Genomic DNA, 26,962 nt, shown 5'->3' on the forward strand with positions numbered 1-26,962 from the left:
AGAAATCTGTTTTTGAAACATAATTATTAGTAAAATATCCTAATAATTTTAAAAGGATATTGAATATTATTGCTTCTTTTTAATACCTATTCCTTCTGGTAATGGATTGTCTTTTTCTATAGGTTCTGTTTTTTCTTCGGGAGTAGCTTCTGTAGATTCTGTTTCTTGTTTATTAAAGATTTTTCTAAGCAATTCTCCAAATGTATCGAAATCTACAGAGTAAGCAATACCAAGGCCTTGAGTATAACCAATTTCTTCTCCAAAATTTCTAATACTATTTTCTCTATTAAATACAGTTGCGGTTAATGTTCCTTCTTCATTTAATAAAAAATCTACTTGAACATCACCAGCGATTACAGAGTCTGAAGCTCCACCAACTGGCACTCCTACTTTTCCGTTAATTAATACTCGGTCTGTAATTTTGGTTTGAAGCGTAAAACCAACACGATCGTCTGTGTTGTAATCTGGACGATTTTGGCCTGCTTCATAATTTAATCCTATTTTAATTTTATTGTCGGAATCTGTGAATATTCCATTTATTAAACCATTAATTCTTTCTGCAATTGTTCCAGATAAATTTATGTCTTGTAATTGCCTATTAAAACTACCTGTAGTTATTAAGTATAGTGCTTGATTATCTATATCTGCTTTAGAATCTAATCTATAATTTAACTCAGACTTTATTGTAGAACTAGCGTTTGGGAATTCGAATTTAAATTCTGGCTCTGGTCTTTCTAATTTTCCTGTTAAATTAATTTCTAATTCTACAGGTATGGTTCTATTAATAGGATTATCTAATAAAGGTGATGGATTTGTTCTTGTTTTATAAATGGCTTGTATATTTATTTCTGCATCTAATGGATTTCCATTCCAAGCTATTGTACTTTCGTATGGATTTACACTAAATTCTTTTTGTACAATTCCTCCATAAAGGAAATTATATATACCTTCATAAACAACAAAATCTCCAAACATTTCAAATTTATCGTTGGTATTAATATTAAATAGTAAACTTCCGTTACCTCGACCTCTTATTGTACTTCCAGATTCTTTATCCATTACAATTTCTATTAAGGCATCTTGGGTAACATTTAGGTCGAAAAAGAGTTCTAAACCAGAAATATTTTTTGTTTCTATTTCTATGCCTTCGGATTTGGCACGTTTTTCTTCTGGAGTTAAAAAATGAATAAAGGAGTTATCTCCAAACGATTCTACATCACTTAACGGTATGTAAAACTCTGTTCCTTTCATTGTTTCTGCTTCGGCAGTAATATTCAAAGATTCTGTAGGCCCAAATATTTCGGCACTTCCTGAAATAAAGCCTGTACCATAATATAGGGATTCTTCTTGCTCTTTGGTATCTAAAACTAAAAGTCTATTTGTGTCTATACCTAAATCTAATCGCCAATTTCCAAAGTTTACATGGCTTATTTTACCATCTAAAATTCCTTGTGTGCCATATTTAACATCGGTAATTTTAATGGTATTGAAGTTAAAATTTTGATTATCTAATGTTACAGAGGACTTTTTATCAAAATCGAAATCTACATTAAGATATGGTATTTTTAGTCCTCCATTATCAATTTTTAAATCGCCATTAAAATTTGGTTTTTTTAAATCTCCAATTACCGCTATATTTCCTGTTACGTCTCCTCTAATATTACTTAAAACAGGTTCTAAAAGAGGTGATAAAATGTTTATATTAAAGTCGTTAAATCGCAAGTCTACATCAATAGCTGCATTATCACTAGAAACATCTATATCTCCAATAGCTTCGAAAGCATTTTTTGTGTCGTTTTTTATTTTAGCCTTTACGGAATAGTTTGTAAGAGATTGATTTCCTTTAATATTAGCATCAAACGATCCAAAGTATGTTTTATTAATCTCTAAATCGTCTATTGTTATTGAAGAGTTTGGAAGGTAACTTCCATTTTTTTGAAGTAAATCTAATTTACCGTTTACATTTCCTGCTAAAGATAAACTATCTATTCTAGGTGTAATTTTTGCTAAATCTACATCTTTAAAATTAAGTTTTAAATCTTTATAAGTAGAGTCTCTAATTACTCCTGCTAGTTTTATTTCTTCATTTTTATGACTTAAAATTAATTGTTCTACATTAAAGTCTCTAAAGTCATTAGCAATTTCAATTTTATTATACTTATCTGATGCTTCGTTAAGCCTCCATAAGTTATTTTTAAACTTAACTTCACTTCTTTTAAAGCCTATAACAGAATTATTATTTTCGTTTACTGTATGATAAAAACTAAGATTGTACTCATCTGTATTTGTATTACCTCCTTTAAACTCACTTCGCATGTATAAAGTGTCGTTTAAAGTTACGTTAATTAAGTTAAATTTAGATATGTTATAGAAGTTAGTATTTAAACTATCTATTTCTACAAACGTATTAAATAAAGGGTTTTTATTATCTACTTGCACCTCTATTTCACTTGCAAAATAATCTAACCATTCTATTTTAGGTGACTTAAAAGTTAATTTAAATTCTTTTTCGTCTGTTTCTACTCTACCTCTTATATAAGTGTTTTTTCCTAAAACTATTTCTGGATAAAATACCTCGACAATTTTATTATAAATTTTAAAATTAAAATCTATATACTGGTCGGTTTCAATAATATTAGGTGACTGGTTTGTGTAAACATTTTTTATAGAGTTTTCAAACAAATCTGGAATGTCTTTAAATAAAAACTCTCCCTTCATTGTGCCCTCAATAATATCTGGAGAGTTTACATTAATAATATGTTTTTCTCCTTCAAATGATGATGTTATTGCAAAATCTTCAAAGTAATAATCTTCGGTTTCATTTTTATAACTTGTTTTATTAAAAGATATATTTCCAACTGCATCGTCTAAAGTTGTGCCTTTCATTTTCATTTGCACATTACCTTTAAAAAGCGATAGAGAATCTCTAGTGTAAAAATTAAGTTTATTTAAATTAGCATATTCAACATTTGCAGAAAAATCGAAAGTATTTATTTCTGTAGATAAGTCTGCTAACCCATTAAATTCTAATTTTAAATTAGTATCGTCCGCAACAAGTTTACCGTTAAATACACTTTGCTTATATTCTCCATTTACAATTATATTTTTATAGCTATAATTGTTATAATTTATAGTGTAAACATCTCCTTTAACACCTGTTCTTAAATTTTCTTTTTTAAAACCAAAACCATCGACATCGAGATTTGAAGATATTTCTCCAAGTTTTGGATCTTCTAAAAAATCACCAATATTAAATTGGTCGAATATTATATTTCCTTTATAAGTAGCATGGTCTATACTATTTACATCTGATATACTTAAATTAGATTTTATAAAACCTAGCTCTGTATTAATATTTAAATCGGCAAGAATTTTTGTTGGTGTTATATCTGTTGTTCCTTGAATAACAAAATCGCCTAATTTATCGAATATTGAAGGAATTGATGCTCCTAAAACATTTGGTAATAAACGTTTTAAATCTTTATAATTAGATGTTAAATTAGAAAACTCTCCAGCCATAGCAAAATTATTTTCTTCACTATTTAAAAGGTTTTTAAAATTTATATCGCCATAAATTTTAGTTCTAGTACTAGAATTTAATTTTAAATTATTTAATGTTAAATCGTTCAATGTGCCCGAAACATTTGTACTAAATCGCGCACGCTGGTTAACACCAAACTCATTATAAAAAACATTTAATTCATCTAAAGCAATGTTAGCGTCGCTAAAATTAGCATCTACATTTACTTTATTTTCAAAATCTTTAAAATCTTCTCTATTATAATTAAAAGTTAGATTTCCTTTAAGTGTAGAATTTTTGGTTTTAATATCTAAATTATTAAAAACCATATTTTTAAGCGTATATTCAAAATTGGTAGACATGTTTTGTACTATTAGTCCACGACTGTCTATAAAAGATAATGTGTTTATACGCGCACTTACATCGCTACCATTAATTAGAAAATTTGTTGCATTAATATCTAACTTATTAAACTCAAGAATTTCTGGTGTCTCTTTATTTTTATCAATAAACTTAAATAAGCCATTGTATATTGAAACATCGCTTGAAGACAGTAAAAATGTACTTTTTTCTGGTCTAGGATTATCACTATCAAATCTAGCTACAAAAACATCCAAATTAGTGTCTGTTTCACCTTTATAGGTTACGATATTAAAGATTAAATCTTCCATATCTATATCCCCAAAATTTAAAGTACCATTAATTATATTGCTAAAACTTAAAATAGATGTATTTAACTCTGCAGCGCTAATTAATGTATCCTTTTTATAATCACGTATTAAAATTTCTTTTAGCTCTACATCGCCATTAAATTGAAGACCAACCTTACCAACGTTAATATTAGTTTTATAATCTTCATTTAAACGTTTAGTTAAATAACCACCAAGTTTGGTTTGAACAGCTGGAATAGATAGCACCAACACCAAAATGATGAAAAGCAATAACAGTATTGCTATTAATTTACCTACTATTTTTAAAAAATTCTTAATACCTAATTTAAGTTTAAAAAGCTACCTTTGTTTTTCTATTAAATACAATTCAAAATTAACAATTATAATGCCGAATATTTACTAATGTCCTCACAAAATATTTACATCCTTAGTATTGAGTCTTCTTGCGATGATACATCGGCAGCTATACTGTGTAACGACAAGGTTTTAAGTAATGTTGTTGCAACTCAAAAAATTCATGAAGAATATGGTGGAGTTGTACCAGAATTAGCTTCAAGAGCTCACCAACAAAATATTGTACCTGTAGTACACCAAGCTTTAAAAAAAGCTAATGTTACTAAAGACCAATTACATGCCGTTGCTTTTACTCTTGGACCAGGTTTAATGGGTTCTCTTTTGGTAGGTACTAGTTTTGCAAAATCTTTAGCTTACGGTTTAAACATCCCGCTAATAGATGTAAACCACATGCAAGCACATATTTTAGCTCATTTTATAACAGAAGATGGTTATAAAAAACCAGAGTTTCCATTTTTAGCTATGACTATTTCTGGAGGACATACACAAATTGTAAAAGTTACTAGCTACTTTAACATGGAAGTTATAGGTGAAACTATTGATGACGCTGTTGGTGAAGCATATGATAAAAGCGGAAAAATACTTGGCTTAGGCTATCCTGCAGGACCAGAAATAGATAAACGTGCGCAATTAGGAAATCCAAAAGCCTTTAAATTTACAAAACCAAAAGTTGAAGGATTAAATTTTAGCTTTTCGGGATTTAAGACTGCTGTACTATATTTTATTCAGCGTGAAGTAAAAGAAAATCCAAATTTTATTGCCGAAAACTTAAACGATATCTGTGCTTCTATACAATACACCATAATTGGTATTTTAATGGATAAATTAAAATTAGCAGCAAAACAAACTGGTATAAAACACATTGCTATTGGTGGTGGTGTCTCAGCAAACTCTGGTATTAGAAAAGCACTAAAAGATGGTGAACAAAAATTTGGATGGACTACTTATATACCTAAATTTGAATACACTACAGATAATGCCGGCATGATAGGCATTGTAGGTTATTTAAAATATTTAGAAAGTGATTTTGCAAAACAAGATGTTATGGCTTCCTCAAGACTAAAAATATAATATTGAAAAAATAGATTCTTTGTTAAAATCTTGTTGATAACCATATCAACTATTGCAATAGATACCTTATTTTTTCGTTTTTTTGTAAACTAAAATAAACCTACAATAAAAATGAACAAATTTTTCTTTTTCCTATTTTTTACTTTATCACTTTCAATATTTGCGCAAACCAATGTTAAAAAAGACCTTAAAGACATTGAGACTTTAGAGCAAGCAGAAGATTATATTGGTGAGAAAAAATCAAGAAAGAAAAAATTAATGGTTTTTAATACCGAAAAACATCATAGCAAACTCGCTAAAGAGCTTTTAGAAATGCCTGCAGGATTTACTAAAACCGAAAGAACGCAGTTTAACAAAACACATTATAAAGTAGTTAAAAAAGAAAACGAACCGCATTACAGAATAAGTTATATTTATTTTGATGGTAATAAAATGCCGGTAGACGAAATATATAATTTACGTAAAACCATAATGACAAAATATGCTAAAGGTGTAGATTTTGGTGATTTAGCTAAAAAATATTCTATGGCAGATAATGCTAGAAAAGGTGGAGATTCTGGTTGGGTAAAAGATGGACAATTGCCAATTGAAATAGAAGAAGAAGCTAATAACTTAGCACACCAAGTTGATGATATTTTTGATGTTGGTATTACAGATGATAACGGTTTTTATATTATAAAAAAAACACATAGACTACAATTAATTAAAGAAGTTTATGTACTTAAAGTACAAGAAGAAATAGATTAATGCAATTATTTTATAATCCTGAAATTACAGAAACTACTACTCAATTTTCTTTCTCTAAAGAAGAAAGCAAACATATTATTAAAGTTTTACGTAAAAAAACAGGAGATACTATGCATATTACTAACGGTAGTGGCTGGCTATTTGCTGCCGAAATTATAAGTGATAACATAAAAAATTGTGTCGCTCAAATTAAAACAAAACAATTTCAAGAAAGAAAAAAATATAATTTACACCTAGCTGTTGCACCTACAAAAATGAATGATCGTTACGAGTGGTTTTTAGAAAAGGCAACAGAAATTGGTATTCAAGAAATTACACCTATTATTTGCGACCATAGCGAACGTAAAATTATTAAACCAGAGCGTTTTCATAAAATTTTACAATCTGCTATGAAACAATCTTTAAGCAGTTACCTTCCAAAATTAAACGAGGCTATAGCTTTTAAAGATTTTATTAAACAAGATTTTAAAGGTCAAGACCATTTATTTATTGCACATTGTGAAGACTCGAATAAAAAATCTTTAAAACAAGAGCTTAAAGCTAATAAAAATACAACTATATTAATTGGTCCAGAAGGCGATTTCTCTACTAAAGAAATAGCAAACGCCATACAAAATAAATTTATTCCTGTAACTTTGGGAGAAACACGCTTGAGAACAGAAACTGCAGCAATAGTAGCATGTCACTCCGTTGCATTTTTAAATGAATCTATTAATTAATATTTAATGAAATTACTTTTATCTCTTTTCTTTTCTCTATATTCTTTTGCTATTTTCTCGCAAGATATTGCCATTTTAAAATATAAAGGTGGTGGCGATTGGTACTCCAACCCAACAGCATTACCTAATTTAATTAAGTTTTGTAATAAGAATATAAATACTAAAATAAACGAAAAACCAGAAACCGTAGAAGTTGGCAGCATAGATATTTTTCAATTTCCTTTACTACACATGACGGGTCATGGCAATGTTTTTTTTAATGAAGAAGAAGCCGAAAATTTACGTAATTATTTAATTTCTGGAGGTTTTTTACATATTGATGATAATTATGGTATGAAACAATATGTAACTAAAGAGCTAAAAAAAGTATTTCCAAATCAAGAATTAAAAGAACTACCAGCAAACCATGACATTTTTAAAACTAGTTATAAGTTTCCAAAAGGCTTACCAAAAATTCATGAACATGATGGTAAAAGACCACAAGCATTAGGGTTGTTTTATGAAAATAGATTAGTACTTTTATTAACTATAGAAAGCGATTTAGGAGATGGATGGGAAGATAAAGAAGTACATAACGACCCTGAAGATGTAAGATTAAAAGCTTTGCAAATGGGAGCAAATATTGTTAAATACGTTTTCGAAAATTAAAATTCTAGCATTGCAACTTACTCACTACACTACAAATTTTAATAAAAAAATTTTTCCAATTACTTTAATTTGTGAAAATGTTTCTAACGCTCCAAATATTGGTAGCTTGTTTCGTATAGCAGATGCTTTTGGTGTTGAAAAAATAATATTTTGTAGCAATAACATTCCTTTGGGAAGGAAAATGACTAAAACATCTCGCGCTACAGAAAAAGTAGTAAAATATGAAATTATCGAAAATATTTCAGAAGTAGTTACAAATTTAAAAACGCTAAACTATCAATGTATTGCTTTAGAAATAACTAAAAACAGTTTACCAATTCATACATTTCAATTTTCATCAAAAAAACCAATAGCTTTAATAATTGGAGATGAAAACTTTGGTGTTTCGGAAAACATACTTAATAAATGTGAGCATACATTGCATATTAATATGTTTGGTCAAAACAGTAGCATGAATGTAGTTCAAGCTACTAATATTGCGCTTTATGAAATAACAAAACAGTTACAATAAATTAATTTTAGTAATTTCCCTTAAAATTAAATAATAGCAAATACATATTTATAAACCAATGCCTATATTTACCTTATGAATTCTAAAGCAATTTCAAATGGCATTTTAAGAGCTGTTGCAATACTTGTAGGTATAGCAGTGCTTCTATGGTTTTTATATAAAATTCAATCTGTAATTGCATATATTACAATTGCTGGTGTAGTATCACTTATTGGCAGGCCTGTTAAACGTTTTTTTATGACAAAACTAAAGTTTGGAGATACACTTGCTGTAGTAGTAACTATGCTATTATTTATTTTAATTTTATCTGGACTTATAGGCATGTTTATACCTTTAGCTATAGAACAAGGTCAAAATTTATCGCTTTTAGATATTGAACAATTACAAATTAACATAGAAAATTTGTATAAAGAATTTATAAGCCATTTTGGATTAAGCAATGCTAGTGTAGAAGAATCGATTGAAGATTCTAAACTTATAGCCAATTTAAATTTTGGGTTTATACCAGATTTTTTAAATGCTATAATTTTAGGCTTAAGCAGCTTTAGTATTGGTTTGTTTTCTGTATTATTTATTTCGTTTTTCTTTTTAAAAGATAGTACTCTTTTTGGCAAAAGTGTAATGTCTTTATTTCCAAAAGCGCATGACGATAGAATAAAAAGATCTTTATTTACGATTAGAGACCTACTATCAAGATACTTTGGAGGATTATTAATCCAACTATTAATATTATTTGTAATTTATTCTTCAGTATTAGTTGTTTTCGGAATTAAAAACGCAATAATAATTGCTTCTCTTTGTGCACTTTTAAATGTTATTCCATACGTAGGACCAATTATTAGTGCAGTATTAATTATACTATTAACAATGTCAAGTAATTTGGGAGAAAGCTTTAGTGATGTAATTTTACCTAAAACTATTTATGTTATGATTGGTTTTATAATAGCTCAACTGGTAGACAACTTTTTCAGTCAGCCATTTATTTTTTCTAAAAGTGTTAAGTCTCATCCTTTAGAAATTTTTATAGTTATTGTTATTGCTGGTTTACTTTTTGGTATAACTGGCTTAATATTAGCTGTGCCATTATATACCGCGATAAAGGTTATTGCAAAAGAATTTTTATCAGAATACAGAATTGTTAAAAGATTAACCAAAGGATTAGAATAAAACAATACTTTTGATTTCCAGCATTTTAACCAAAGAAGTACAAAACTATATCAATAATAATATTAATTCTAATATTTCTAAATTAATATTAAAAGGTACTAGTTTTCCAAATGTTGAAACTTCACAATTAATTGAACAAATTGAAGCAAAAAAACGCTCTCAAAAAAAACTACCAACCTGGTTTTCTAATCAAAATATTTATTATCCTAATAAATTAAATATAGAGCAAACCTCGTCTGAAACGACTGCAAAATATAAAGCAAACCTAGTTTCTGGTGATAATTTAATAGATTTAACTGGTGGTTTTGGTGTTGACTGTTATTACTTTGCCAAGCAAATAAAACAAGTAATACATTGCGAAATTAATACAAATCTATCTAAAATAGTTACCCACAATTACAAACAATTAAATAGCTTAAATATTAATTGTTATCCTAAAAATGGTTTAGATATTTTAACTGAAGGACAAAAAAACTATAGTTGGATTTATGTAGATCCTTCCAGACGAGACAATATTAAAGGCAAAGTGTTTTTACTAAAAGACTGCCTGCCAAATATTCCTGAACATTTAGATTTACTATTTAAAAAATCTAAAAATATAATGATTAAAACCTCTCCATTATTAGATATTACATCTGGGATTAAAGAATTGTCTAATGTTAAACAAATACATTGTGTAGCTGTAAATAATGAAGTAAAAGAATTGCTTTGGATTTTAGATCGTGATTTTATTGGAGAAATAGAAATTAAGACTATTAATTTTACAAAATATAATAATCAAGAATTTAATTTTTATTTGTCTGAAGAATCAAGTAATAATAGTACTTTAAGTAAACCGCTCTCCTATTTATACGAGCCAAATTCGGCCATATTAAAAGCAGGAGCTTTTGAAACTTTAGCCTCAAAACTAAATTTAAAAAAACTCCACAAACATTCTCACTTATATACTTCTAATCAATTAATAGATTTTCCAGGTAGGTCTTTTAAAATTGAAAATATTGAAATTTATAATAAAAAAACAATTAAGAAGAATTATAAAAATGAAAAAGTAAATATTACAACTAGAAATTTTCCAATTTCAGTAGAAAACTTAAGAAAAACTTTCTCTCTAAAAGATGGAGGAAATACGTATTTATTTTTTACTACAGATAATGAAAACAATAAAATTATAATAGACACAAAAAAAGCCTAAAACAATTCTATTTTAGGCTTTTATATATTTTATTTTTAAAATAAATTATAAGGTAGTTGATGATAATGTATTATCAGATTGTACTACAAGCTCAAAACTTTCGCAATTCTGCATAGCCAATTGTGTTTTAATATCAGACACTCCTGAAGTATTACTATCAATAGAAAAAAGCACGCTTCCACTTGAAAAAGAAGTCCAATTAGTAGAAGTTCCTGGTGCTACATCTATAAACTGAGCAACTTGTCCAGAGTCTTCACTAATAATAGAAAATGTAAATGAAACAGAACCATTGTTTACAAAACGAGCTTCTGGTTGTTCGCCCGAACAATTAAAACTTGTTAAGTTTTCTGGTTGATTAACAAGAGATTGTTCACTATCAATAGGTTCAACAGAACAACAAAAAGTTGTAGATAATAATAAAACTAATGTAGCTTTCTTTAATAACGATGTAAAAGTTTTCATAAATAGGTTATTAAATTTGGGACTGCGAAAGTAGTATGTATTCGCTAATAAATATTTAACAGAATAACGAAACACACACGAAATCGATTAAAAGCGAATTTAACCGTTAAAAAACACATTTAATCGTTGTAATGTAATTTAAAAATTGATTATAAAATAAAAATAGCTGCATCTGTAAATGCATAATTAATACAATTCTCTGGACAATTACTAGTATTTAAACCAGTAAAAAGACTAAAAGCTGGTAAAATTAATTGATTATTGGTTACTTGAAAACATGGCAATTTTATTTTTTGTTTTGCCTTACCTTTAATTAAAACACCTGGATGTGTATGACCTGAAACAGTAAAATAGTTTTCATCTATTTTTATATTATCATGCACAAAGCATAAGTTATCTTCTATTTTATTAGGCCTGTATATTTTAATATTTAAGTCCATATATAAATCTGCCGAAAGCCTATCGTGATTACCTATAATCAATTCAAAATTTATATTTTTAAATTCTAAAATCCATATTTTAAATGTCTCGATATCGCTATTAAATTCTGCATGAAATAAATCGCCAACTACTATAACCGTTTTAGGATTGAAATAAATTATTAATTGCTTCAACCTATTTAAATCTTTTTTTAAAACATTATCTGGTATCGGAATACCATGTTTTCTAAAGTGTGCAGATTTTCCTATATGCAAATCTGAAAGCACTAACGTTTCCTTACGTTTCCAATAAAAAACACGCTGATTTGTAAGTGTTAATTCTTCTTCTTTACAAAAAATATTTTTGGTAATTATTTGCAATTTAATCGAGTTTAAATACTTGCTCTTGAATACGTGCAATTCGCTTTCCAATGTCTTCATTACTTATAGTACTGCGTAGTCTATCTACCTTTATTGGAAAGCTCAAAGGTGTAAAAGATTTTGCTCTTTTAATAATAATTTCACTTTTTTCTATACGTTTAAAAGCAGCTTGCATACGTACTTCTTCTAATTGTTGGTTAAAAACTTCGGTATATGCCTGGCGTAATAATAAGTTATTTGGTTCATTTTCATCCAGCACCCTAAAAATCAAACCTGAAGAAGATTGCAAACTTTTATTGTTTTTTCTTGAGCCTGGTTGAGATTGTACAACTAAGCCTGCAACAACAGCAATGTCTCTAAATTTTCTAGACGCCATTTCTGCTGCATTTATACTAGCAGTAACATCTTCAATTAAATTGTGTCGTGATAAAATGGATTTTACATTACTTTCATCTAACGGTATTGGCTGGTCGCTTAATAATTCAAAACCGTAATCATTCATTGCAATGGTAAACGTTAGTGGTTTAATTTTTCCTAATCTGTAAGCTATTAAAGCTGCAATAACTTCATGTACTAAACGTCCTTCAAAAGGATACATAAATAAATGAAAACCATCTTTAGTTTCTAATAATTCTATTAAAAATTCATTTGCCTTTGGGATATGAGATGTCTTATCTTGCCTCGCTAATAAAGGATGTAAAAATTTTAATTCCTTTTCTCTTGTACCTGGCTGTAATGCATCGTTTAATTTTAATCTTAAAAAGTGACTTAAGTAAGACGTTAAAGGTAACCTGCCTCCCATCCAACTTGGTGTAATAGCTTTTTTTGCTTTGCTTCGTTTAACCAAAACACTCATGTCCTTTACCATAATTAATTCTAGTACACGACCGCCTAAAATAAAACTCATACCTGGCTTTAATTTGGTAATAAAATATTCTTCAACCATGCCAATATAGCCGCCAGACATAAATTTAACCATTAACATAGCATCACTCACAATTACTCCAATATTCATTCTATGTAACATAGAAATTCGTCGGCTTTTTACTTTATATAAGTTATCATCACCTAAAACAACTTTATGGAACTCCTCATAAGCATTTAATGTATTACCACCTTGAGTTATAAAGTTAATAGCCCAATTAAAATCTTCTTCTGTTATATAATGAAATGCATGAACTTGCTTAATCATTTTAAAAGTATTTTCTGCTTTAAAACCTTCGCCTACTGCCAATGTAACTAAAAACTGAACCATTACATCGTATGTTAAAACCATAGGTTCTCGAGACTCAATAGCATTAGTTTTAACTGCCTCCTTTATTGCTGAAGCTTCTAATAGCTGAATGGAGTTTGTGGGCACAAAGTATATTTTAGAACGCTCGTAAGGCGAATGTCCACTTCTTCCTGCACGCTGCATAAAACGAGCAATGCCTTTGGGAGAACCTATTTGTATTACACAATCTACAGGTTTAAAATCTACACCTAAATCTAGAGAACTTGTACATACAACTGTTTTTAAATTTCCTAAACTTATATTCTCTTCTATCCAGTTTCGAGAAACTTTATCTATTGATCCATGATGAATAGCAATTTGTCCAGCCAAATCTGGATCATGGTCTAAAATAATTTGATACCATAATTCACTTTGGTTTCTAGTATTAGTAAAAATTAACGTGGTTTCATTTTCGTAAATAATAGGTACAATTTTAGAAGCCATCGTTTTTCCTAAGTGTCCAGCCCAAGGCAATACTTCTACTTCATCTGGCAAAACAGAAACAATATCTATTTTCTTTTTTTCTTTTGCACGAATTGTTGTGGTTTTATTTTTTTTATATGGAATTAAAACCTCTTTTGCCTGTTCTAAATTTCCAATAGTTGCTGTAATTCCCCAAATACGTAATTTTGGTGATAATGCTAAAATTCTAGCAATTAGCAATTCGGTTAAAACACCTCTTTTACTTCCTAATAATTCGTGCCACTCATCTACAGCTACACATTTTACATTTTTAAACCAGCGAGAATTATTTTTTTGAGAAAACAAAAGATGCATGGTTTCTGGAGTGGTTAGTAACACATCTGGCATTAAACGTTCTTGTCTGCGTCTATCTTTTTGTGGTGTGTCTCCATTTCTAACTTCAACTGTCCAATCTAAACCTATAGAATCTACAGCTTCGTTCATGGCTTTAGCTAAATCTTTAGCCAAAGAGCGTAATGGACTGACCCAAATTAATTTTAATCCTTTTTTATATTGTTTAGGATTATTCATATAATCAATAACAACTGCCAAAAACACAGAAAAAGTTTTGCCAAATCCTGTAGGAGCTACCACCATACCAGAATATCCATTGTGATAACGTTGCCACGTTTTAAATTGAAAACTAAAAGGCTCGTGACCATCTTTGGCCATCCAGTTTTCTATAATTTTATAACCCTCACTGTTTTTAAATCCACTCATACTTTATTGTGCTTCAATTAATGCAGTTACAGATTCTATTGTATCTATTTCACTTACTGGTTTATCTTTTCTCCAACGTTTTATTCTTGGAAAACGCAATGCTACTCCAGATTTGTGCCTTTTACTATAAGCGATACCTTCAAAAGCAATTTCGAAAACAAGTTCTGCTTTAACTGTGCGTACTGGTCCAAATTTTTCAATAGCATTTTTGTTTACCCAACGAGAAATTTCTGTGATTTCAACATCGGTTAAACCAGAATAAGCTTTAGCAACTGTTACTAAACCGTCTCCTTTTTTAACAGCAAAAGTATAATCGGTATACTTACTGCTGCGTCTCCCACTACCTTTTTGGGCATAAATCATTACCGCATCTATAGTTAAAGGATCTACTTTCCATTTCCACCAATCGCCTTTTTTACGTCCAACATGATATCCTGATTTTTTTTGCTTTAGCATTAATCCTTCAGAATTTATACTTCTTGCATTCTCTCTTAAATCAATAAGAGATTCCCATTTTTTAAATTGAATAACTTCTGATAGTTTTAATTGTTCAGAAACAAAAGGTTTAGCTAGCAACTGCTCCAAAGTACGCCTTCTTTCCTCCAAAGGTTTTTCTCTGTAATCTTCTCCATTCCATTCCAGTAAATCATAAACATAAAAACCTACAGGAATCTCTTCCAACATTTTTTTTGTAATATTTTTACGATTTAATCTTTTTTGCAAGTCGTTAAAAAGCAATACCGCACTATCTTTTAAGGCTAATATTTCACCATCTATAACAAAGTCATTTTCAAGCTTTGATATATTTTCTACAATTTCTGGAAATTGCTCAGTAACAAGTTCTTCGCCACGTGACCAAATATAAATTTCGTTGTTACGCTTTACTATTTGTCCACGAATACCATCCCATTTATACTCCACCTGCCATTCTTCGGGTTGTCCTAACTCTGGTAATTCTTTTTCTAAAGCATAAGCTAGAAAGAATGGATACGGTTTTGAATTATCGTAATTAATGTGGCTACCATTAATTAAATCTTCAAAAGAAATTTTATTTATATCCCAATTACCAATTATGCTGTGCATAAGTTGGTTTGCATCTATACCAGATAATTTAGATAATGCATTTACCAATGTTTTTTTTGAAACTCCAATTCTAAAACTACCTCCAATTAACTTATTAAAAATTAATCGTTCTTGCATCTCTAAACCAGCCCAAGCATTAAGGACATATTCTTTTTTTTCTTCTTCAGATTTTGGTTTTAATGCAATAAGTTCACGCATCCAAACATGTAACGGTTTATCAATTTTATGCGTTGGGTCTGGTAATATTAAAGCAATTGTTTCTCCTAAATCGCCAACAGTGCTATAACTTTCAAGAAATAACCATTCTGGTAACTTTGTGATTTCGAATGCCCATTGTTTCATTAAATTTGATTTTACAGGTCTTGGCGGACGTTTTCCAGTAAAAATTGAAATGAGCCAAAGCTTGTCTTTCTCTGGTGCTACTTTAAAATAGTTTACTAATGCATCAATTTTTGCATTGGTTTTATTTGTAATTTCTATAGCACTTATTAATTCTGAAAAGTTCTTCATACGTTGGCTGTGGAATTATCTTTTTTTTCTTCGGAAGCTAATTGTTCGTCGCCATAATCGGTAATTAATTCTTCTGCAGCAATGCCAATTTCATTTAAGTATTTTGAAAAAGTAGCTTGAGAACCATGTGTAACATATACTTTTTCTGCTTCTGAAGCTTTAACTGCAGACAATAATCCATTCCAATCTGCATGATCACTTACTGCAAAACCTGCATCTACAGCTTTCCAACGCCTATTTCCGCGAATTTGCATCCAACCAGAACAGATGGCAACTGCTGCATTGGGAACACGCTTTAAAAGTCTTGAACCTAATAAACCAGGTGGCATGATAATAATTTTATTCTGAATATCTTTTTTATCAAAATCTTGTTTTAATAATGTTGTTTCCGGTAAGGCAATACCAGAGCTACTAATGGCATTGTTTAAATTATTAATTGCTGTGTGCACATATACTTTATCTATACCATCGATTAAAGACATAATACGTTGTGATTTACCTAAAGAATAGCCTAAAAAGACACTAGTTTTATTATTAGCTTGATTTTGAAGCACCCAATTTTGAAGCTGTTCTTGCAATTGTAATTCGGTTTTCCAATTATAAATAGGGAGTCCGAAAGTGCTTTCTGTAATAAACGTATGACATTTAACAGATTCGAAAGGATCTGTTATAAAATCGGGCTGCGTTTTATAATCGCCTGTAAACACAACTACTTCTCCTTTGTACTCCAAACGTATTTGTACAGAACCAATAACGTGACCTGCTGGATAAAAACTTACACTTACATTATTAATAATACGTGTTTGGTTATATCCCATACTTTCTATACTTATATCTGCACCTAAACGGTGTTTTAATATAGCTTTTGAGTCGTCATGACAAAAATAATGCTTATTACCAGAGCGTGAATGGTCTGCATGACCGTGAGATATAATAGCATGGTCTACCGGCAACCAAGGATCTAAATAAAACTTTCCGGGAATGCAGTAAATACCTTTTTTAGTAAATTTAATAAATTTCAATAGCTAAATTTTAGAACTATAATTTACAACTATTGCAAGGGTTTTGAAATGAGATTAACTAATATTTAACCGTTTTTGTATTTAAAAGCATAACATATTATATTATTAATGTAATAGAACACTATTCTTCTTCATTAGTGCTTTTTTTAGCACGTTCAATAATATCTCTAAGTTTTTGTTTTCTAGAAAGCTTTTCTTTACGAAGTTTATTTTTTTTCTTGCTCATTAACTTAGAATGCTTTGCTTTATTTTTTGTGTTCTTTGCACTTCCTGTTTTAGGCATAATAAGTTTTTATTTTAAGAAAGGTTATAAAACAAGAAATCCTTTCCAAATTAATGAAAAGGATTCTGTGAGCCCTAAAGGATTCGAACCTTTGACCGCCTCCTTAGAAGGGAGGTGCTCTATCCAGCTGAGCTAAGAGCCCTTAGCATTTAAAAATAGTCGGGGTGGCAGGATTCGAACCTGCGGCCTCCACGTCCCAAACGTGGCGCGATAACCGGGCTACGCTACACCCCGAAAATGATTATCTATTAATTGCGGAGAGACAGGGATTCGAACCCTGGGTACCTATTTCTAGGTACGACGATTTAGCAAACCGCTCCTTTCGGCCACTCAGGCACCTCTCCAATTATTTTTTATGAACGTTGCAATAAATTGCGGATGCAAATGTAATATAACATCTAATATAACGCAACATTTTTGTTTAATTTTTTAAAAAATTATTCTGGATATTCTATTCTTAAATGGTAAATATTTGCAAGCTTGCGTTTTAGCACTTTTTTTATTGCCTGAATTTCTTTAAAAGTTATGTTAGCATTTAGAAATTGTCCATCGTCCATTTGCTTATTTAGGATATTTTCTACAAAATCGTTGATTTTTGTAGATGTTGGCTCTTTTAAACTTTTTGAAGCCGCTTCTACACTATCACACATCATTAGTATTGCTGTTTCTTTACTAAATGGTTTTGGGCCAGGATATGAGAAATCTGCAATATCAACATTTTCGTCTTTTGCTTTTTCTTTCATATAAAAATAATAAACACTGCTGTCTCCATGATGTGTTCTTATAAAATCGATTACACGATCTGGTAAATTATTTTTCTTTGCTATTTCAATACCTTTAATAACATGATCAATAATTACTGTTGCACTTTCTTTAGGTGAAAGCTCATCGTGAGGATTAAGACCTGAAGATTGATTTTCTGTGAAATAGGTTGGATTTTTCATTTTACCTATATCATGATACAATGCTCCTACTCTAATTAACATTGCATTTGCTCCAATTTCATTAGCAGCAGCTTCTGCTAAATTAGCGACATTTAAAGAATGATGGAATGTGCCAGGAGCCTCATTAGATAATTTTTTTAAAAGCTTTGAGTTAGTATCTGATAATTCTAATAATGAAACATCTGAAACTAAACCGAAAAATTTTTCATAAATATAAATTAGTGGTTGTACAAATAAAGTTGCTAAACCGCATAGTACAAATAAACCAAAGGTATCCCATTTTAAAGTTTCCATACTTCCTTCATGAATAAGGAAAAATGCAAAATAGGCGATAATATATACAAGAGTTATTTGTCCAACAGATATAAATAAATTTGCGCGCTTGTAAAGTTCTGAAACGGTTAAAATGGTTACTATTCCTGCTAATATTTGTAAAAACATATACTCATAACTATTAGGTACAATAAACCCTAAAAGAAGTACTGTTATAACATGTGTAAATAAGCCTAAACGAGCATCAAAAAATGCTTTTAAAACTAGAGGAAGTATTGCAAGAGGTACAATATAAATGTATTTTGAATCGTAGTTTACAATTAAGGTTGTTAACAACACCATCAAGAATATATTAAAAAATATAAAAGTAACTTTTGTGTTATTATTAAATACTTCTAACCTATATTTTCTTAAAAACAATAACAACATTAATAAAGCTAACGCAACTAATAGAGTGTAAGCAAATAATATTAAATTGTAATTTGACTCGTTCCAAACTTGCGACTCGTATTCTGATTCTAAAGAACTTAATATTAAAAACTTATTACCTTCTACTATTTCTCCTTTAGAAATAATTAAGGTTTCTTTTTCTATACTTCCTCTTGTGTGTGATATTGAACTTAGGCGTTCTTGCAAAGCTGTGTCTGATAGCGCTTTATTATATGTTAAATTAGGCTCTATGATGTTAAAAAATAGAATAGATAAAGGTTTTGAATATTCTTCAAAATTATTTTTCTTTATTTCTTCGTCTATTTTAGGCTTAACTTGAGATTGTCTATAAATATTTGAAAAATCGGTTTTACCAACTTCTACTCTATCTTTTAAAATAGTTACAGTAGATTTATTTGCTATTAATTCATCTTCATTTGTAACTCCATATTCGTAGAGTTTTTCTATTAAATCTTTTCCAAAATTTTTAATTTCATTTTTTGAAGTATAAATAGAATCCGGAAAAACTTTATCAAAACTTTTATAATATTTATTTAAAACATTACCCTTTATATCTGGATCAAGATTAAAATATTTTATTGTTGTAGTTTCAATTTGAATTTTTTCTTCTTCTAATTCTTTAGGTGTTTTTTGAATTGCAAAATCAAAAGGCGCATATAATGTTTCTGATTGCCAAGGTTTTCCTTTTTCAAAATCATACTTAAACTTTCCACTTTTTGGAAATAAATAAACAATTAAAAATGTAGTAACAATAAATAGAAGTACTTTATAAACTAAAGCGTGATTTTTATAAAATTTATTTACTAAGTCCTTCATTCTTAAAAATTGAGATTATTCTATAAATTCAAATGTAGTAAATTATGATTTCAATATTAGGGATAATGCAAATATCAGTCTTATTTTTACTAAATTTTGATTATTTTCGCAACACACAAATATTAAGACTCATAAAATGAATAAAGAAGTAGTTATTGTATCGGCAGCAAGAACACCTATTGGTAGTTTTTTAGGTGCCTTATCAACAATTCCGGCTCCAAAATTAGGAGCTATTGCAATTAAAGGCGCATTAGAAAAAATTAACTTAAAACCAGAATTGGTACAAGAAGTTTTAATGGGTAATGTTGTACAAGCAGGTACAGGTCAAGCTCCTGCTAGACAAGCTGCGATATTTGCTGGTATTCCAGATACTGTGCCATGTACTACAATTAATAAGGTTTGTGCTTCTGGAATGAAAACGGTTATGCAAGCTGCCCAAGCAATTGCTTTAGGAGATGCAGAAATTGTAGTTGCTGGTGGTATGGAAAATATGAGTTTAATTCCTCATTATTTTCATGCAAGAAGTGCTACTAAATTTGGTCCTGCTTCTTTAATAGATGGCATGCAAAAAGACGGATTAGTAGATGTATACGACCAAAACGCTATGGGTGTTTGTGCAGATGCTTGTGCTACAGAGTATGAGTTTTCTCGTGAAGACCAAGATGCATACGCAATACAGTCTTATAAGCGCTCTGCTGCTGCATGGGAAGCTGGTAAATTTAATAATGAAATTGTACCTGTTGCTGTACCACAAAGACGTGGAGACGATGTAATAGTAACAGAAGATGAAGAATATAAAAACGTAAGAATGGATAAAATTCCATCTCTACGTCCTGCATTTACAAAAGATGGAACTGTTACAGCTGCCAATGCCTCTACTATAAACGATGGCGCTGGAGCTATGGTTTTAATGAGTAAAGAAAAAGCAAACGAATTAGGCTTAAAACCATTAGCAACAATAAAAGGATATGCAGATGCTGCACACGAACCAAAATGGTTTACAACTGCTCCTGCTAAAGCCTTACCAAAAGCTTTAAATAAAGCTGGTGTTAATATTAAAGATGTTGATTTTTTTGAATTTAACGAAGCTTTTTCTGTTGTTGGTTTAGCCAACATGAAAATTTTAGGCTTAAACGATAGCAATGTTAATGTTAATGGTGGTGCCGTTTCTTTAGGACACCCATTAGGTTGTTCAGGTGTAAGAATATTAATTACTTTATTAAATGTTTTAGAACAAAATAATGCTAAAATTGGAGCTGCTGCTATTTGTAATGGTGGTGGTGGTGCTTCTGCTTTAGTTATTGAAAGAAATTAAAATAATTATAGTTAATGCAATACGGCATTTGTAATCTAAGCATTGTCCCTTTAAGAATAGAAGCTAGCGATACCAGTGAATTGGTATCGCAAGTTTTGTATGGTGACCTTTTTAAAATTATAGAAATGCGAAAGTCCTGGTGTAAAATCAGGTTAGCTTTCGATAAATATGAAGGTTGGATTGATACCAAACAGTTTTTTGAAATTACAAAAGAAGATTACGATACTTTAATTATAGAGACACCAAAATTATCTTCAGATTTAATTGAATTTGTAGAAGATAACAACAAACAGTTATACACTATTCCTTTAGGCTCCCAATTAAACGGATTATCGCTTTTACAACATACATTTGATGGCACCATTACAGAAGGTGAAAAAGAAAAACATAATCTTATAACTACAGCTTTTAACTATTTAAATACGCCATATCTTTGGGGAGGAAAAACACCTTTTGGAATAGACTGTTCTGGCTTTACCCAAATGGTTTATAAAATGAATGGCTATAAGCTGCTACGTGATGCCTCACAACAAGCCACTCAAGGTGAAGCACTAAGTTTTATTGAAGAAAGCGAACCAGGAGATTTAGCTTTTTTTGATAATGCTGAAGGTAATATTACACACGTTGGTATAATAATGAAAGATAATTACATTATACATGCACACGGAAAAGTTAGAATAGATAGATTAGATCATTCTGGTATTTATAATGTAGATAAACGTACGCATACTCATAAACTTCGAGTAATAAAAAAGATTGTTTAATACACATAAATTATTTTTTTACAAAGCCGCTATTAACACTCTTTTAAAGCGTTAAAGAAATCCTAAAATACTTTTTTAAAAAAGTGATTGTTTATATTTGAAGATGCTCAATAAACTCGAGGAAAATTCAAATAAAATACAATGTTAAAAACCATTACTTCTCTCCTATTTATTTTTTTATTATCATTTAACAGTACAGCACAACAACCCGATAAACCAAATGCATCAGAAATATATGATGCCATAGAAAAACTAAATTTTTTGGGATCTGTACTTTATTTGGCTGCACATCCAGATGATGAGAATACTCGTTTAATTTCTTACATGGCTAACCATGTAAAAGCAAGAACTGCTTATTTATCTTTAACACGTGGTGATGGCGGACAAAACCTTATTGGACCAGAAATTAGAGAGCTTTTAGGTGTTATTAGAACTCAAGAGTTATTAGCTGCAAGACGTACAGATGGTGGTGAACAACGATTTACAAGAGCTAATGATTTTGGCTACTCTAAACATCCAGACGAAACCTTAGCTATATGGAATAAAGATGAAGTATTAAGCGATGTCGTTTTAGCTATCCGTCAATTTAAACCAGATATAATTATTAATAGATTCGATCATAGAAGTCCAGGAACAACACATGGTCATCACACAAGTTCTGCTATGCTAAGTTATGAGGCTTTTGATTTGGCTGGCGATGCATCAGTTTACCCAAATCAAGTAAAAGAATACGGAACTTGGCAACCTAAAAGAGAATTTTATAATACATCTTGGTGGTTTTATGGTAGCAAAGAAAAATTTGAAGCTGCCGATAAAACAAATCTATTAAATGTTGATGTTGGTACCTATTACCCAAGTTCAGGTTTAAGTAATACAGAAATTGCTTCCCTTAGTAGAAGTCAGCATAAATCCCAAGGATTTGGTAATACTGGAACTCGTGGAGAACAAATTGAATATATAGAATTAATTAAAGGAGACTTGCCTAAAGATAAATCTAATGTATTTGATGGTATCGATACCTCATGGAATAGAGTTAAAGGAGGAAAAGCTATTGGTGATATTTTAAAACAAGTTCAAGAAAATTTTGATTTTACAAACCCATCAGCATCAATTAAAAATCTAATAAAAGCTTATAATTTAATTAAAAAATTAGAAAATAAACATTGGCGAAACATTAAAACAAAAGAAATAAAAACAATAATTGCAGCTTGTAGCGGCTTATATTTAGAAGCCGCTGCTACAGAAAGTTCAAGTGTTTTAAATAATACAACAAAGTTAAATATTGAAACTATTAACAGAAGTAATGCCAATATTGAATTAGTTTCTATTTCCAAATCAGACAATAAAAAAACAATTTCAAAAAATATTAATTTAAAGAACAATCTTTCTGTAAAAACTGAACTAGACTTTTACGTGTCCAACAACGATAATTATTCCGTTCCATATTGGTTAGAAGAAAAAGGAACATTAGGTATGTATAAAGTTGAGAACAAAAAATGGATTGGACTACCAGAAACCTTAAGAACAGCAACTATTCAGTTTAATTTAAACATTGAAGGTTCCCCTATTTCATATACAAAACCAATTGTTTACAAAACTAATGATCCTGTAAAAGGAGAAGTCTATAAACCTTTTGAAATAATACCAGAGGTTTCTGCAAAAATTAGCGAAAAAGTAATCATTTTTGAGAATGATACTCAAAAAGAAATACCTGTTATAGTAAAAGCAAGTCGTGATAATTTAGAAGGTTTTATAGAACTTAATTATCCAGAAGATTGGAATGTTTTTCCTAAACAACAAAAAATTAATATAAAACATAAAGGCCAAGAACAAAGATTAGTATTTACTGTTATACCTCCAAAATACCAAAGTGAGGGTACACTATCTCCAAAAGTTACTATAGGAAACAAAATATATAATAAAGAATTAATAGAAATTGATTACGACCATATCCCATATCAAACAGTTTTATTACCAAGCGAAAGTAAAATTGTACGGTTAGACATTAAAAAACGTGGAGAAAACATTGCATATATTGAAGGTGCTGGAGATGTTGTTCCAGAAAGTTTAACACAAATTGGTTATAATGTAGTTATTATTTCTCCAGAAGATATTTCTTCTCAAAAATTAAGTCAGTTTGATGCTGTAGTTATTGGTATTCGTGCTTATAATACTATTGAAGAGCTAAATTTTAAACAAGATATTCTATTTGATTTTGTAAAAAATGGTGGCAACATGATCGTGCAATATAATACCAGCCATAGACTTAAAGTCGATAATCTTGCTCCGTATACTTTAGAATTATCTAGAGACAGAGTAACAGACGAGTCTGCAGAAGTTACTTTTGTAAACCCTGATCATGAAGTTTTAAACAGTCCTAATAAAATTACCCAACAAGATTTTAAAGGCTGGACTCAAGAACGAGGTTTATATTTCCCAAATAAATGGGCTAAAGAGTTTACTCCAATTTTATCTATGCACGATAAAGGTGAAACTCCAAAAACAGGCAGCTTATTAGTTGCAAAGTACGGTAAAGGATACTATATCTACACAGGTTTAAGCTTTTTTAGAGAATTTCCAGCAGGAGTTTCTGGTGCTTATAGACTTTTTGCTAATATGTTAAGTATAGGAAAAGAAAACATTACAAATAACTCTGGATTAAAAAATTAAATATGAAAGAAAAGCAACCAAAATATAAGTGGAATAAACTTTATACTTTAATACTTGTAGCAAACATTGCATACATTATTGCTTTCTATTTCATCACAAAAGCGTTTTAAATCATGCAAACATTAGATTGGATTGTTTTAATAGGAACATTATTAACCATAGTTATTTATGGTACTATTCAAACCAGAGGAAGTAAAAATGTAGAAGATTATTTAAAAGGCGGAAACCAGTCTAAATGGTGGACTATAGGTTTATCTGTAATGGCAACACAAGCTAGTGCTATTACGTTTTTATCTACACCAGGACAAGCCTTTAACGACGGTATGGGATTTGTACAATTCTACTTTGGCTTACCAATAGCCATGATTGTTATTTGCATGGTATTTATACCGTTATACCATAGACTTAAAGTATATACTGCATACGAGTTTTTAGAAAATAGATTCGACAGAAAAACAAGATCGCTTACAGCAATTCTGTTTTTAATACAACGTGGTTTAGCAGCAGGAATTACCATCTTTGCTCCTGCCATAATTTTATCGGCAGTACTAGGCTGGAATTTACTATTACTAAATATAATAATTGGTGTTTTAGTAATAATTTACACAGTTTCGGGTGGAACAAAAGCTGTAAATGTTACACAAAAGCATCAAATGGTTGTAATTTTTACAGGAATGGTTATAGCATTTATATTAATTTTAAATCAACTTCCAGACGATATAACTTTTAAAAAAGCTGTTGAAATTGCAGGTGCAAGCGGAAAAATGGAAGTACTTGATTTCTCTTTCGATTTAAATAACAGATATACCGTTTGGACAGGATTAATTGGTGGTACTTTTTTAATGCTTTCTTATTTTGGTACAGACCAAAGTCAAGTACAACGTTATTTATCTGGAAAATCTGTAAAAGAGATGCAGTTAGGATTAATGTTTAACGGACTTTTAAAAATACCAATGCAATTTTTTATTTTGTTTGTTGGTGTTATGGTATTTGTATTTTATCAATTTAATCAAGCACCTGTTAATTTTAATCCTACAGCAACAGAAATCGTTTTAAATTCTGAATATGCTGAAGAATATAAAGCTATACAAGAAGAGCAAAAAAAATTATTCGAAAATAAACAGACTGCTATAAGTCGTTTTTTATCAACTAAAAACGATGAAAACAAAACACACATTGCTGCTTTTAATGAGGCAAACGATGTTTTAAGAAATAAAGCCAAAGTATTAATTGAAAAAGCTGGTGATGCGCAAAATATAAAAGTTGAAAGTAATGATAAGGACTATGTATTTATTCATTTTATATTAAACAATCTTCCTAAAGGATTAATAGGTTTATTATTAGCCGTTATATTATCTGCAGCAATGTCAAGTACTGCAAGCGAATTAAATGCCTTAGCGAGCACTACAACAATAGATTTATATAAACATAAAGTTGGTGATAAAACAGAATTACAAATGCTTAAAGCTTCAAGATGGTTTACCTTACTTTGGGGAATAATAGCTATTGGCGTAGCATGTATAGCTAATTTAGCAGAAAATTTAATTCAGCTAGTAAATATAATTGGTTCTATATTTTATGGTAATGTTTTAGGCATCTTTTTATTAGCCTTTTTCTTTAAATACGTAAAAGCTAATGCCGTATTTACAGCAGCTTTAATAACCCAAGTTATTGTAATTACATTATTTCTTTTAAATAGATTCGAAATTATAAATCTGCCATTTTTATGGTTAAACTTTGTAGGTTGTGTAATTGTTATAGCCATAGCACTTTTATTACAATCTAAAAATGAGTATTTTAACAAAATAAATTATAAGAATATATAACAATATATGGTAGAAATTTTAACATCCATTTTTTTCATTTTTGCTGTAATTGACCCAATTGGATCAATACCTGTTTATTTGGAAGCCACTAAGGAGTTTGATAATTTACACAAAAAGAAAATAGCCATTAGAGCTTGTGTTATAGCATTTTTAATACTTCTCTTTTTTATTGTTATTGGTCAACTTATTTTAGAAGGAATGAAAGTATCTTTAGATGCTTTTCAAATTTCTGGAGGAGTTATTTTATTTCTTTTTGCGTTAACCATGATTTTTGGAGATGGAAAACCTGAACAAGAAAAAAATAGTATTTCAGATTATAAACACGTAACTATTTTCCCAATAGCTATTCCATCTATTGCATCTCCAGGAGCAATTATGGCTGTAGTATTATTAACAGATAACCACTTATATACTTTTTTACAACAGAGCATAACAACTTTATTGGTTTTAATTGTTATAGGCATTACTTGTTTAATTCTTTTAGCTGCTAATAAATTACAAGAAAAAATTGGAGATTACGGTATTACTGTTATTAGTAAAATTATGGGCTTAATACTAGCAGCATATGCGGTTCAAAATATTTTAAGCGGAATTTCAGACTACTTTTCTGCAACTACATAATGGAGAGCAAAAACATTTAATTAAACACTTAACTCTTAAAATTAAACCATTACCAATGGTCTATTTTT

20 protein-coding genes and 3 tRNA genes are annotated in these 26,962 nt (G+C 29.7%); 12 read left to right on the plus strand and 11 right to left on the minus strand.

Annotated elements, in window-relative coordinates:
- Positions 1–66: 66 nt before the first annotated feature.
- A complete protein-coding gene (locus CLV86_RS01690) occupies positions 67–4,461 on the minus strand; it encodes a translocation/assembly module TamB domain-containing protein (protein WP_249037436.1) in 4,395 nt (1,464 codons plus the stop codon).
- 132 nt (positions 4,462–4,593) lie between these two features.
- Here CLV86_RS01690 and tsaD point away from each other — a divergent pair, with 132 nt between their 5' ends.
- The 7 genes from tsaD (at position 4,594) to CLV86_RS01725 (ending at position 10,600) form a co-directional block, all read left to right on the plus strand.
- Positions 4,594–5,616: a tRNA (adenosine(37)-N6)-threonylcarbamoyltransferase complex transferase subunit TsaD gene (gene tsaD / locus CLV86_RS01695; protein WP_076733129.1), complete on the plus strand. Its 1,023-nt coding sequence runs from the start codon at positions 4,594–4,596 to the stop codon at positions 5,614–5,616.
- Between the two features lie 111 nt (positions 5,617–5,727).
- Positions 5,728–6,363 carry a peptidylprolyl isomerase gene (locus tag CLV86_RS01700; RefSeq protein ID WP_121048903.1) on the plus strand — a complete coding sequence of 212 codons (636 nt, stop codon included), beginning with the start codon at positions 5,728–5,730 and terminating at the stop codon, positions 6,361–6,363.
- Positions 6,363–7,082, plus strand: a complete 720-nt coding sequence (locus CLV86_RS01705) for a 16S rRNA (uracil(1498)-N(3))-methyltransferase (protein WP_121048906.1) — start codon at positions 6,363–6,365, stop codon at positions 7,080–7,082. The genes CLV86_RS01700 and CLV86_RS01705 overlap by 1 nt, the downstream gene beginning before the upstream one ends.
- Positions 7,083–7,088: 6 nt before the next feature.
- Positions 7,089–7,730: a DUF4159 domain-containing protein gene (locus CLV86_RS01710; protein ID WP_076733126.1), complete on the plus strand. Its 642-nt coding sequence runs from the start codon at positions 7,089–7,091 to the stop codon at positions 7,728–7,730.
- 10 nt (positions 7,731–7,740) lie between these two features.
- Positions 7,741–8,241 (plus strand): TrmH family RNA methyltransferase, encoded by a 501-nt coding sequence (locus CLV86_RS01715; protein ID WP_121049413.1) that lies wholly within the window; start codon positions 7,741–7,743, stop codon positions 8,239–8,241.
- 75 nt (positions 8,242–8,316) lie between these two features.
- A complete protein-coding gene (locus CLV86_RS01720; protein ID WP_121048909.1) occupies positions 8,317–9,408 on the plus strand; it encodes an AI-2E family transporter in 1,092 nt (363 codons plus the stop codon).
- Positions 9,409–9,418: 10 nt separating this feature from the next.
- Positions 9,419–10,600, plus strand: coding sequence for a THUMP-like domain-containing protein (locus CLV86_RS01725; protein WP_121048912.1), 1,182 nt, complete (start codon positions 9,419–9,421; stop codon positions 10,598–10,600).
- A gap of 45 nt (positions 10,601–10,645) precedes the next feature.
- Here CLV86_RS01725 and CLV86_RS01730 read toward each other — a convergent pair whose 3' ends face one another.
- The 10 genes from CLV86_RS01730 to CLV86_RS01770 all read right to left on the minus strand — a co-directional run bounded on the left by CLV86_RS01730 (position 10,646) and on the right by CLV86_RS01770 (position 19,698).
- Positions 10,646–11,062, minus strand: coding sequence for a hypothetical protein (locus CLV86_RS01730; protein WP_121048914.1), 417 nt, complete (start codon positions 11,060–11,062; stop codon positions 10,646–10,648).
- 149 nt (positions 11,063–11,211) lie between these two features.
- Positions 11,212–11,862, minus strand: coding sequence for a ligase-associated DNA damage response endonuclease PdeM (pdeM, locus tag CLV86_RS01735; RefSeq protein ID WP_121048918.1), 651 nt, complete (start codon positions 11,860–11,862; stop codon positions 11,212–11,214).
- A 1-nt stretch (position 11,863) separates the two neighbouring features.
- A complete protein-coding gene (locus tag CLV86_RS01740) occupies positions 11,864–14,317 on the minus strand; it encodes a ligase-associated DNA damage response DEXH box helicase (protein ID WP_121048921.1) in 2,454 nt (817 codons plus the stop codon).
- A 3-nt stretch (positions 14,318–14,320) separates the two neighbouring features.
- Positions 14,321–15,910: an ATP-dependent DNA ligase gene (locus CLV86_RS01745; RefSeq protein ID WP_121048924.1), complete on the minus strand. Its 1,590-nt coding sequence runs from the start codon at positions 15,908–15,910 to the stop codon at positions 14,321–14,323.
- The gene (locus CLV86_RS01750) at positions 15,907–16,932 is read right to left on the minus strand and encodes a ligase-associated DNA damage response exonuclease (protein ID WP_121048927.1); all 1,026 of its coding nucleotides are present in this window, start codon (positions 16,930–16,932) and stop codon (positions 15,907–15,909) included. The genes CLV86_RS01745 and CLV86_RS01750 overlap by 4 nt, the downstream gene beginning before the upstream one ends.
- A gap of 121 nt (positions 16,933–17,053) precedes the next feature.
- Positions 17,054–17,215 carry a hypothetical protein gene (locus tag CLV86_RS14200; protein WP_170148502.1) on the minus strand — a complete coding sequence of 54 codons (162 nt, stop codon included), beginning with the start codon at positions 17,213–17,215 and terminating at the stop codon, positions 17,054–17,056.
- A gap of 68 nt (positions 17,216–17,283) precedes the next feature.
- Positions 17,284–17,357 (minus strand) — tRNA-Arg (locus tag CLV86_RS01755).
- 17 nt (positions 17,358–17,374) lie between these two features.
- Positions 17,375–17,449 (minus strand) — tRNA-Pro (locus tag CLV86_RS01760).
- Positions 17,450–17,470: 21 nt separating this feature from the next.
- Positions 17,471–17,559, minus strand: a tRNA-Ser gene (locus CLV86_RS01765).
- A 93-nt stretch (positions 17,560–17,652) separates the two neighbouring features.
- Complete coding sequence (locus CLV86_RS01770; RefSeq protein WP_121048929.1) at positions 17,653–19,698, minus strand: HD family phosphohydrolase; 2,046 nt, start codon at positions 19,696–19,698, stop codon at positions 17,653–17,655.
- A 136-nt stretch (positions 19,699–19,834) separates the two neighbouring features.
- Here CLV86_RS01770 and CLV86_RS01775 point away from each other — a divergent pair, with 136 nt between their 5' ends.
- The 5 genes from CLV86_RS01775 to CLV86_RS01795 all read left to right on the plus strand — a co-directional run bounded on the left by CLV86_RS01775 (position 19,835) and on the right by CLV86_RS01795 (position 26,894).
- Positions 19,835–21,013, plus strand: a complete 1,179-nt coding sequence (locus CLV86_RS01775) for an acetyl-CoA C-acyltransferase (protein WP_121048932.1) — start codon at positions 19,835–19,837, stop codon at positions 21,011–21,013.
- Positions 21,014–21,027: 14 nt separating this feature from the next.
- Positions 21,028–21,777, plus strand: a complete 750-nt coding sequence (locus CLV86_RS01780; protein ID WP_121048935.1) for a C40 family peptidase — start codon at positions 21,028–21,030, stop codon at positions 21,775–21,777.
- Positions 21,778–21,918: 141 nt separating this feature from the next.
- Entirely contained in the window at positions 21,919–24,447 is a 2,529-nt protein-coding gene (locus CLV86_RS01785; protein ID WP_121048937.1) for a PIG-L family deacetylase, read from the plus strand.
- Between the two features lie 113 nt (positions 24,448–24,560).
- A complete protein-coding gene (locus tag CLV86_RS01790; RefSeq protein WP_121048940.1) occupies positions 24,561–26,273 on the plus strand; it encodes a sodium:solute symporter family protein in 1,713 nt (570 codons plus the stop codon).
- Positions 26,274–26,279: 6 nt separating this feature from the next.
- Positions 26,280–26,894, plus strand: coding sequence for a MarC family protein (locus CLV86_RS01795; protein WP_121048943.1), 615 nt, complete (start codon positions 26,280–26,282; stop codon positions 26,892–26,894).
- The last annotated feature ends 68 nt before the right edge of the window (positions 26,895–26,962 follow it).

Origin of the sequence: Lacinutrix venerupis (genome assembly GCF_003663945.1) — a bacterium.
Classification (GTDB): Bacteria; Bacteroidota; Bacteroidia; order Flavobacteriales; family Flavobacteriaceae; genus Lacinutrix; species Lacinutrix venerupis.

Bases quoted from the DNA above. Each gene is read 5' to 3' on its own strand.
- CLV86_RS01780 (WP_121048935.1), top strand. From the start codon at position 21,028: ATGCAATACGGCATTTGTAATCTAAGCATTGTCCCTTTAAGAATAGAA.
- CLV86_RS01770 (WP_121048929.1), bottom strand. From the start codon at position 19,698: ATGAAGGACTTAGTAAATAAATTTTATAAAAATCACGCTTTAGTTTAT.
- CLV86_RS14200 (WP_170148502.1), bottom strand. From the start codon at position 17,215: ATGCCTAAAACAGGAAGTGCAAAGAACACAAAAAATAAAGCAAAGCAT.
- CLV86_RS01775 (WP_121048932.1), top strand. From the start codon at position 19,835: ATGAATAAAGAAGTAGTTATTGTATCGGCAGCAAGAACACCTATTGGT.
- CLV86_RS01740 (WP_121048921.1), bottom strand. From the start codon at position 14,317: ATGAGTGGATTTAAAAACAGTGAGGGTTATAAAATTATAGAAAACTGG.
- CLV86_RS01790 (WP_121048940.1), top strand. From the start codon at position 24,561: ATGCAAACATTAGATTGGATTGTTTTAATAGGAACATTATTAACCATA.
- CLV86_RS01785 (WP_121048937.1), top strand. From the start codon at position 21,919: ATGTTAAAAACCATTACTTCTCTCCTATTTATTTTTTTATTATCATTT.
- CLV86_RS01720 (WP_121048909.1), top strand. From the start codon at position 8,317: ATGAATTCTAAAGCAATTTCAAATGGCATTTTAAGAGCTGTTGCAATA.
- CLV86_RS01710 (WP_076733126.1), top strand. From the start codon at position 7,089: ATGAAATTACTTTTATCTCTTTTCTTTTCTCTATATTCTTTTGCTATT.
- CLV86_RS01700 (WP_121048903.1), top strand. From the start codon at position 5,728: ATGAACAAATTTTTCTTTTTCCTATTTTTTACTTTATCACTTTCAATA.
- CLV86_RS01705 (WP_121048906.1), top strand. From the start codon at position 6,363: ATGCAATTATTTTATAATCCTGAAATTACAGAAACTACTACTCAATTT.
- CLV86_RS01745 (WP_121048924.1), bottom strand. From the start codon at position 15,910: ATGAAGAACTTTTCAGAATTAATAAGTGCTATAGAAATTACAAATAAA.
- tsaD (WP_076733129.1), top strand. From the start codon at position 4,594: ATGTCCTCACAAAATATTTACATCCTTAGTATTGAGTCTTCTTGCGAT.
- CLV86_RS01730 (WP_121048914.1), bottom strand. From the start codon at position 11,062: ATGAAAACTTTTACATCGTTATTAAAGAAAGCTACATTAGTTTTATTA.
- CLV86_RS01795 (WP_121048943.1), top strand. From the start codon at position 26,280: ATGGTAGAAATTTTAACATCCATTTTTTTCATTTTTGCTGTAATTGAC.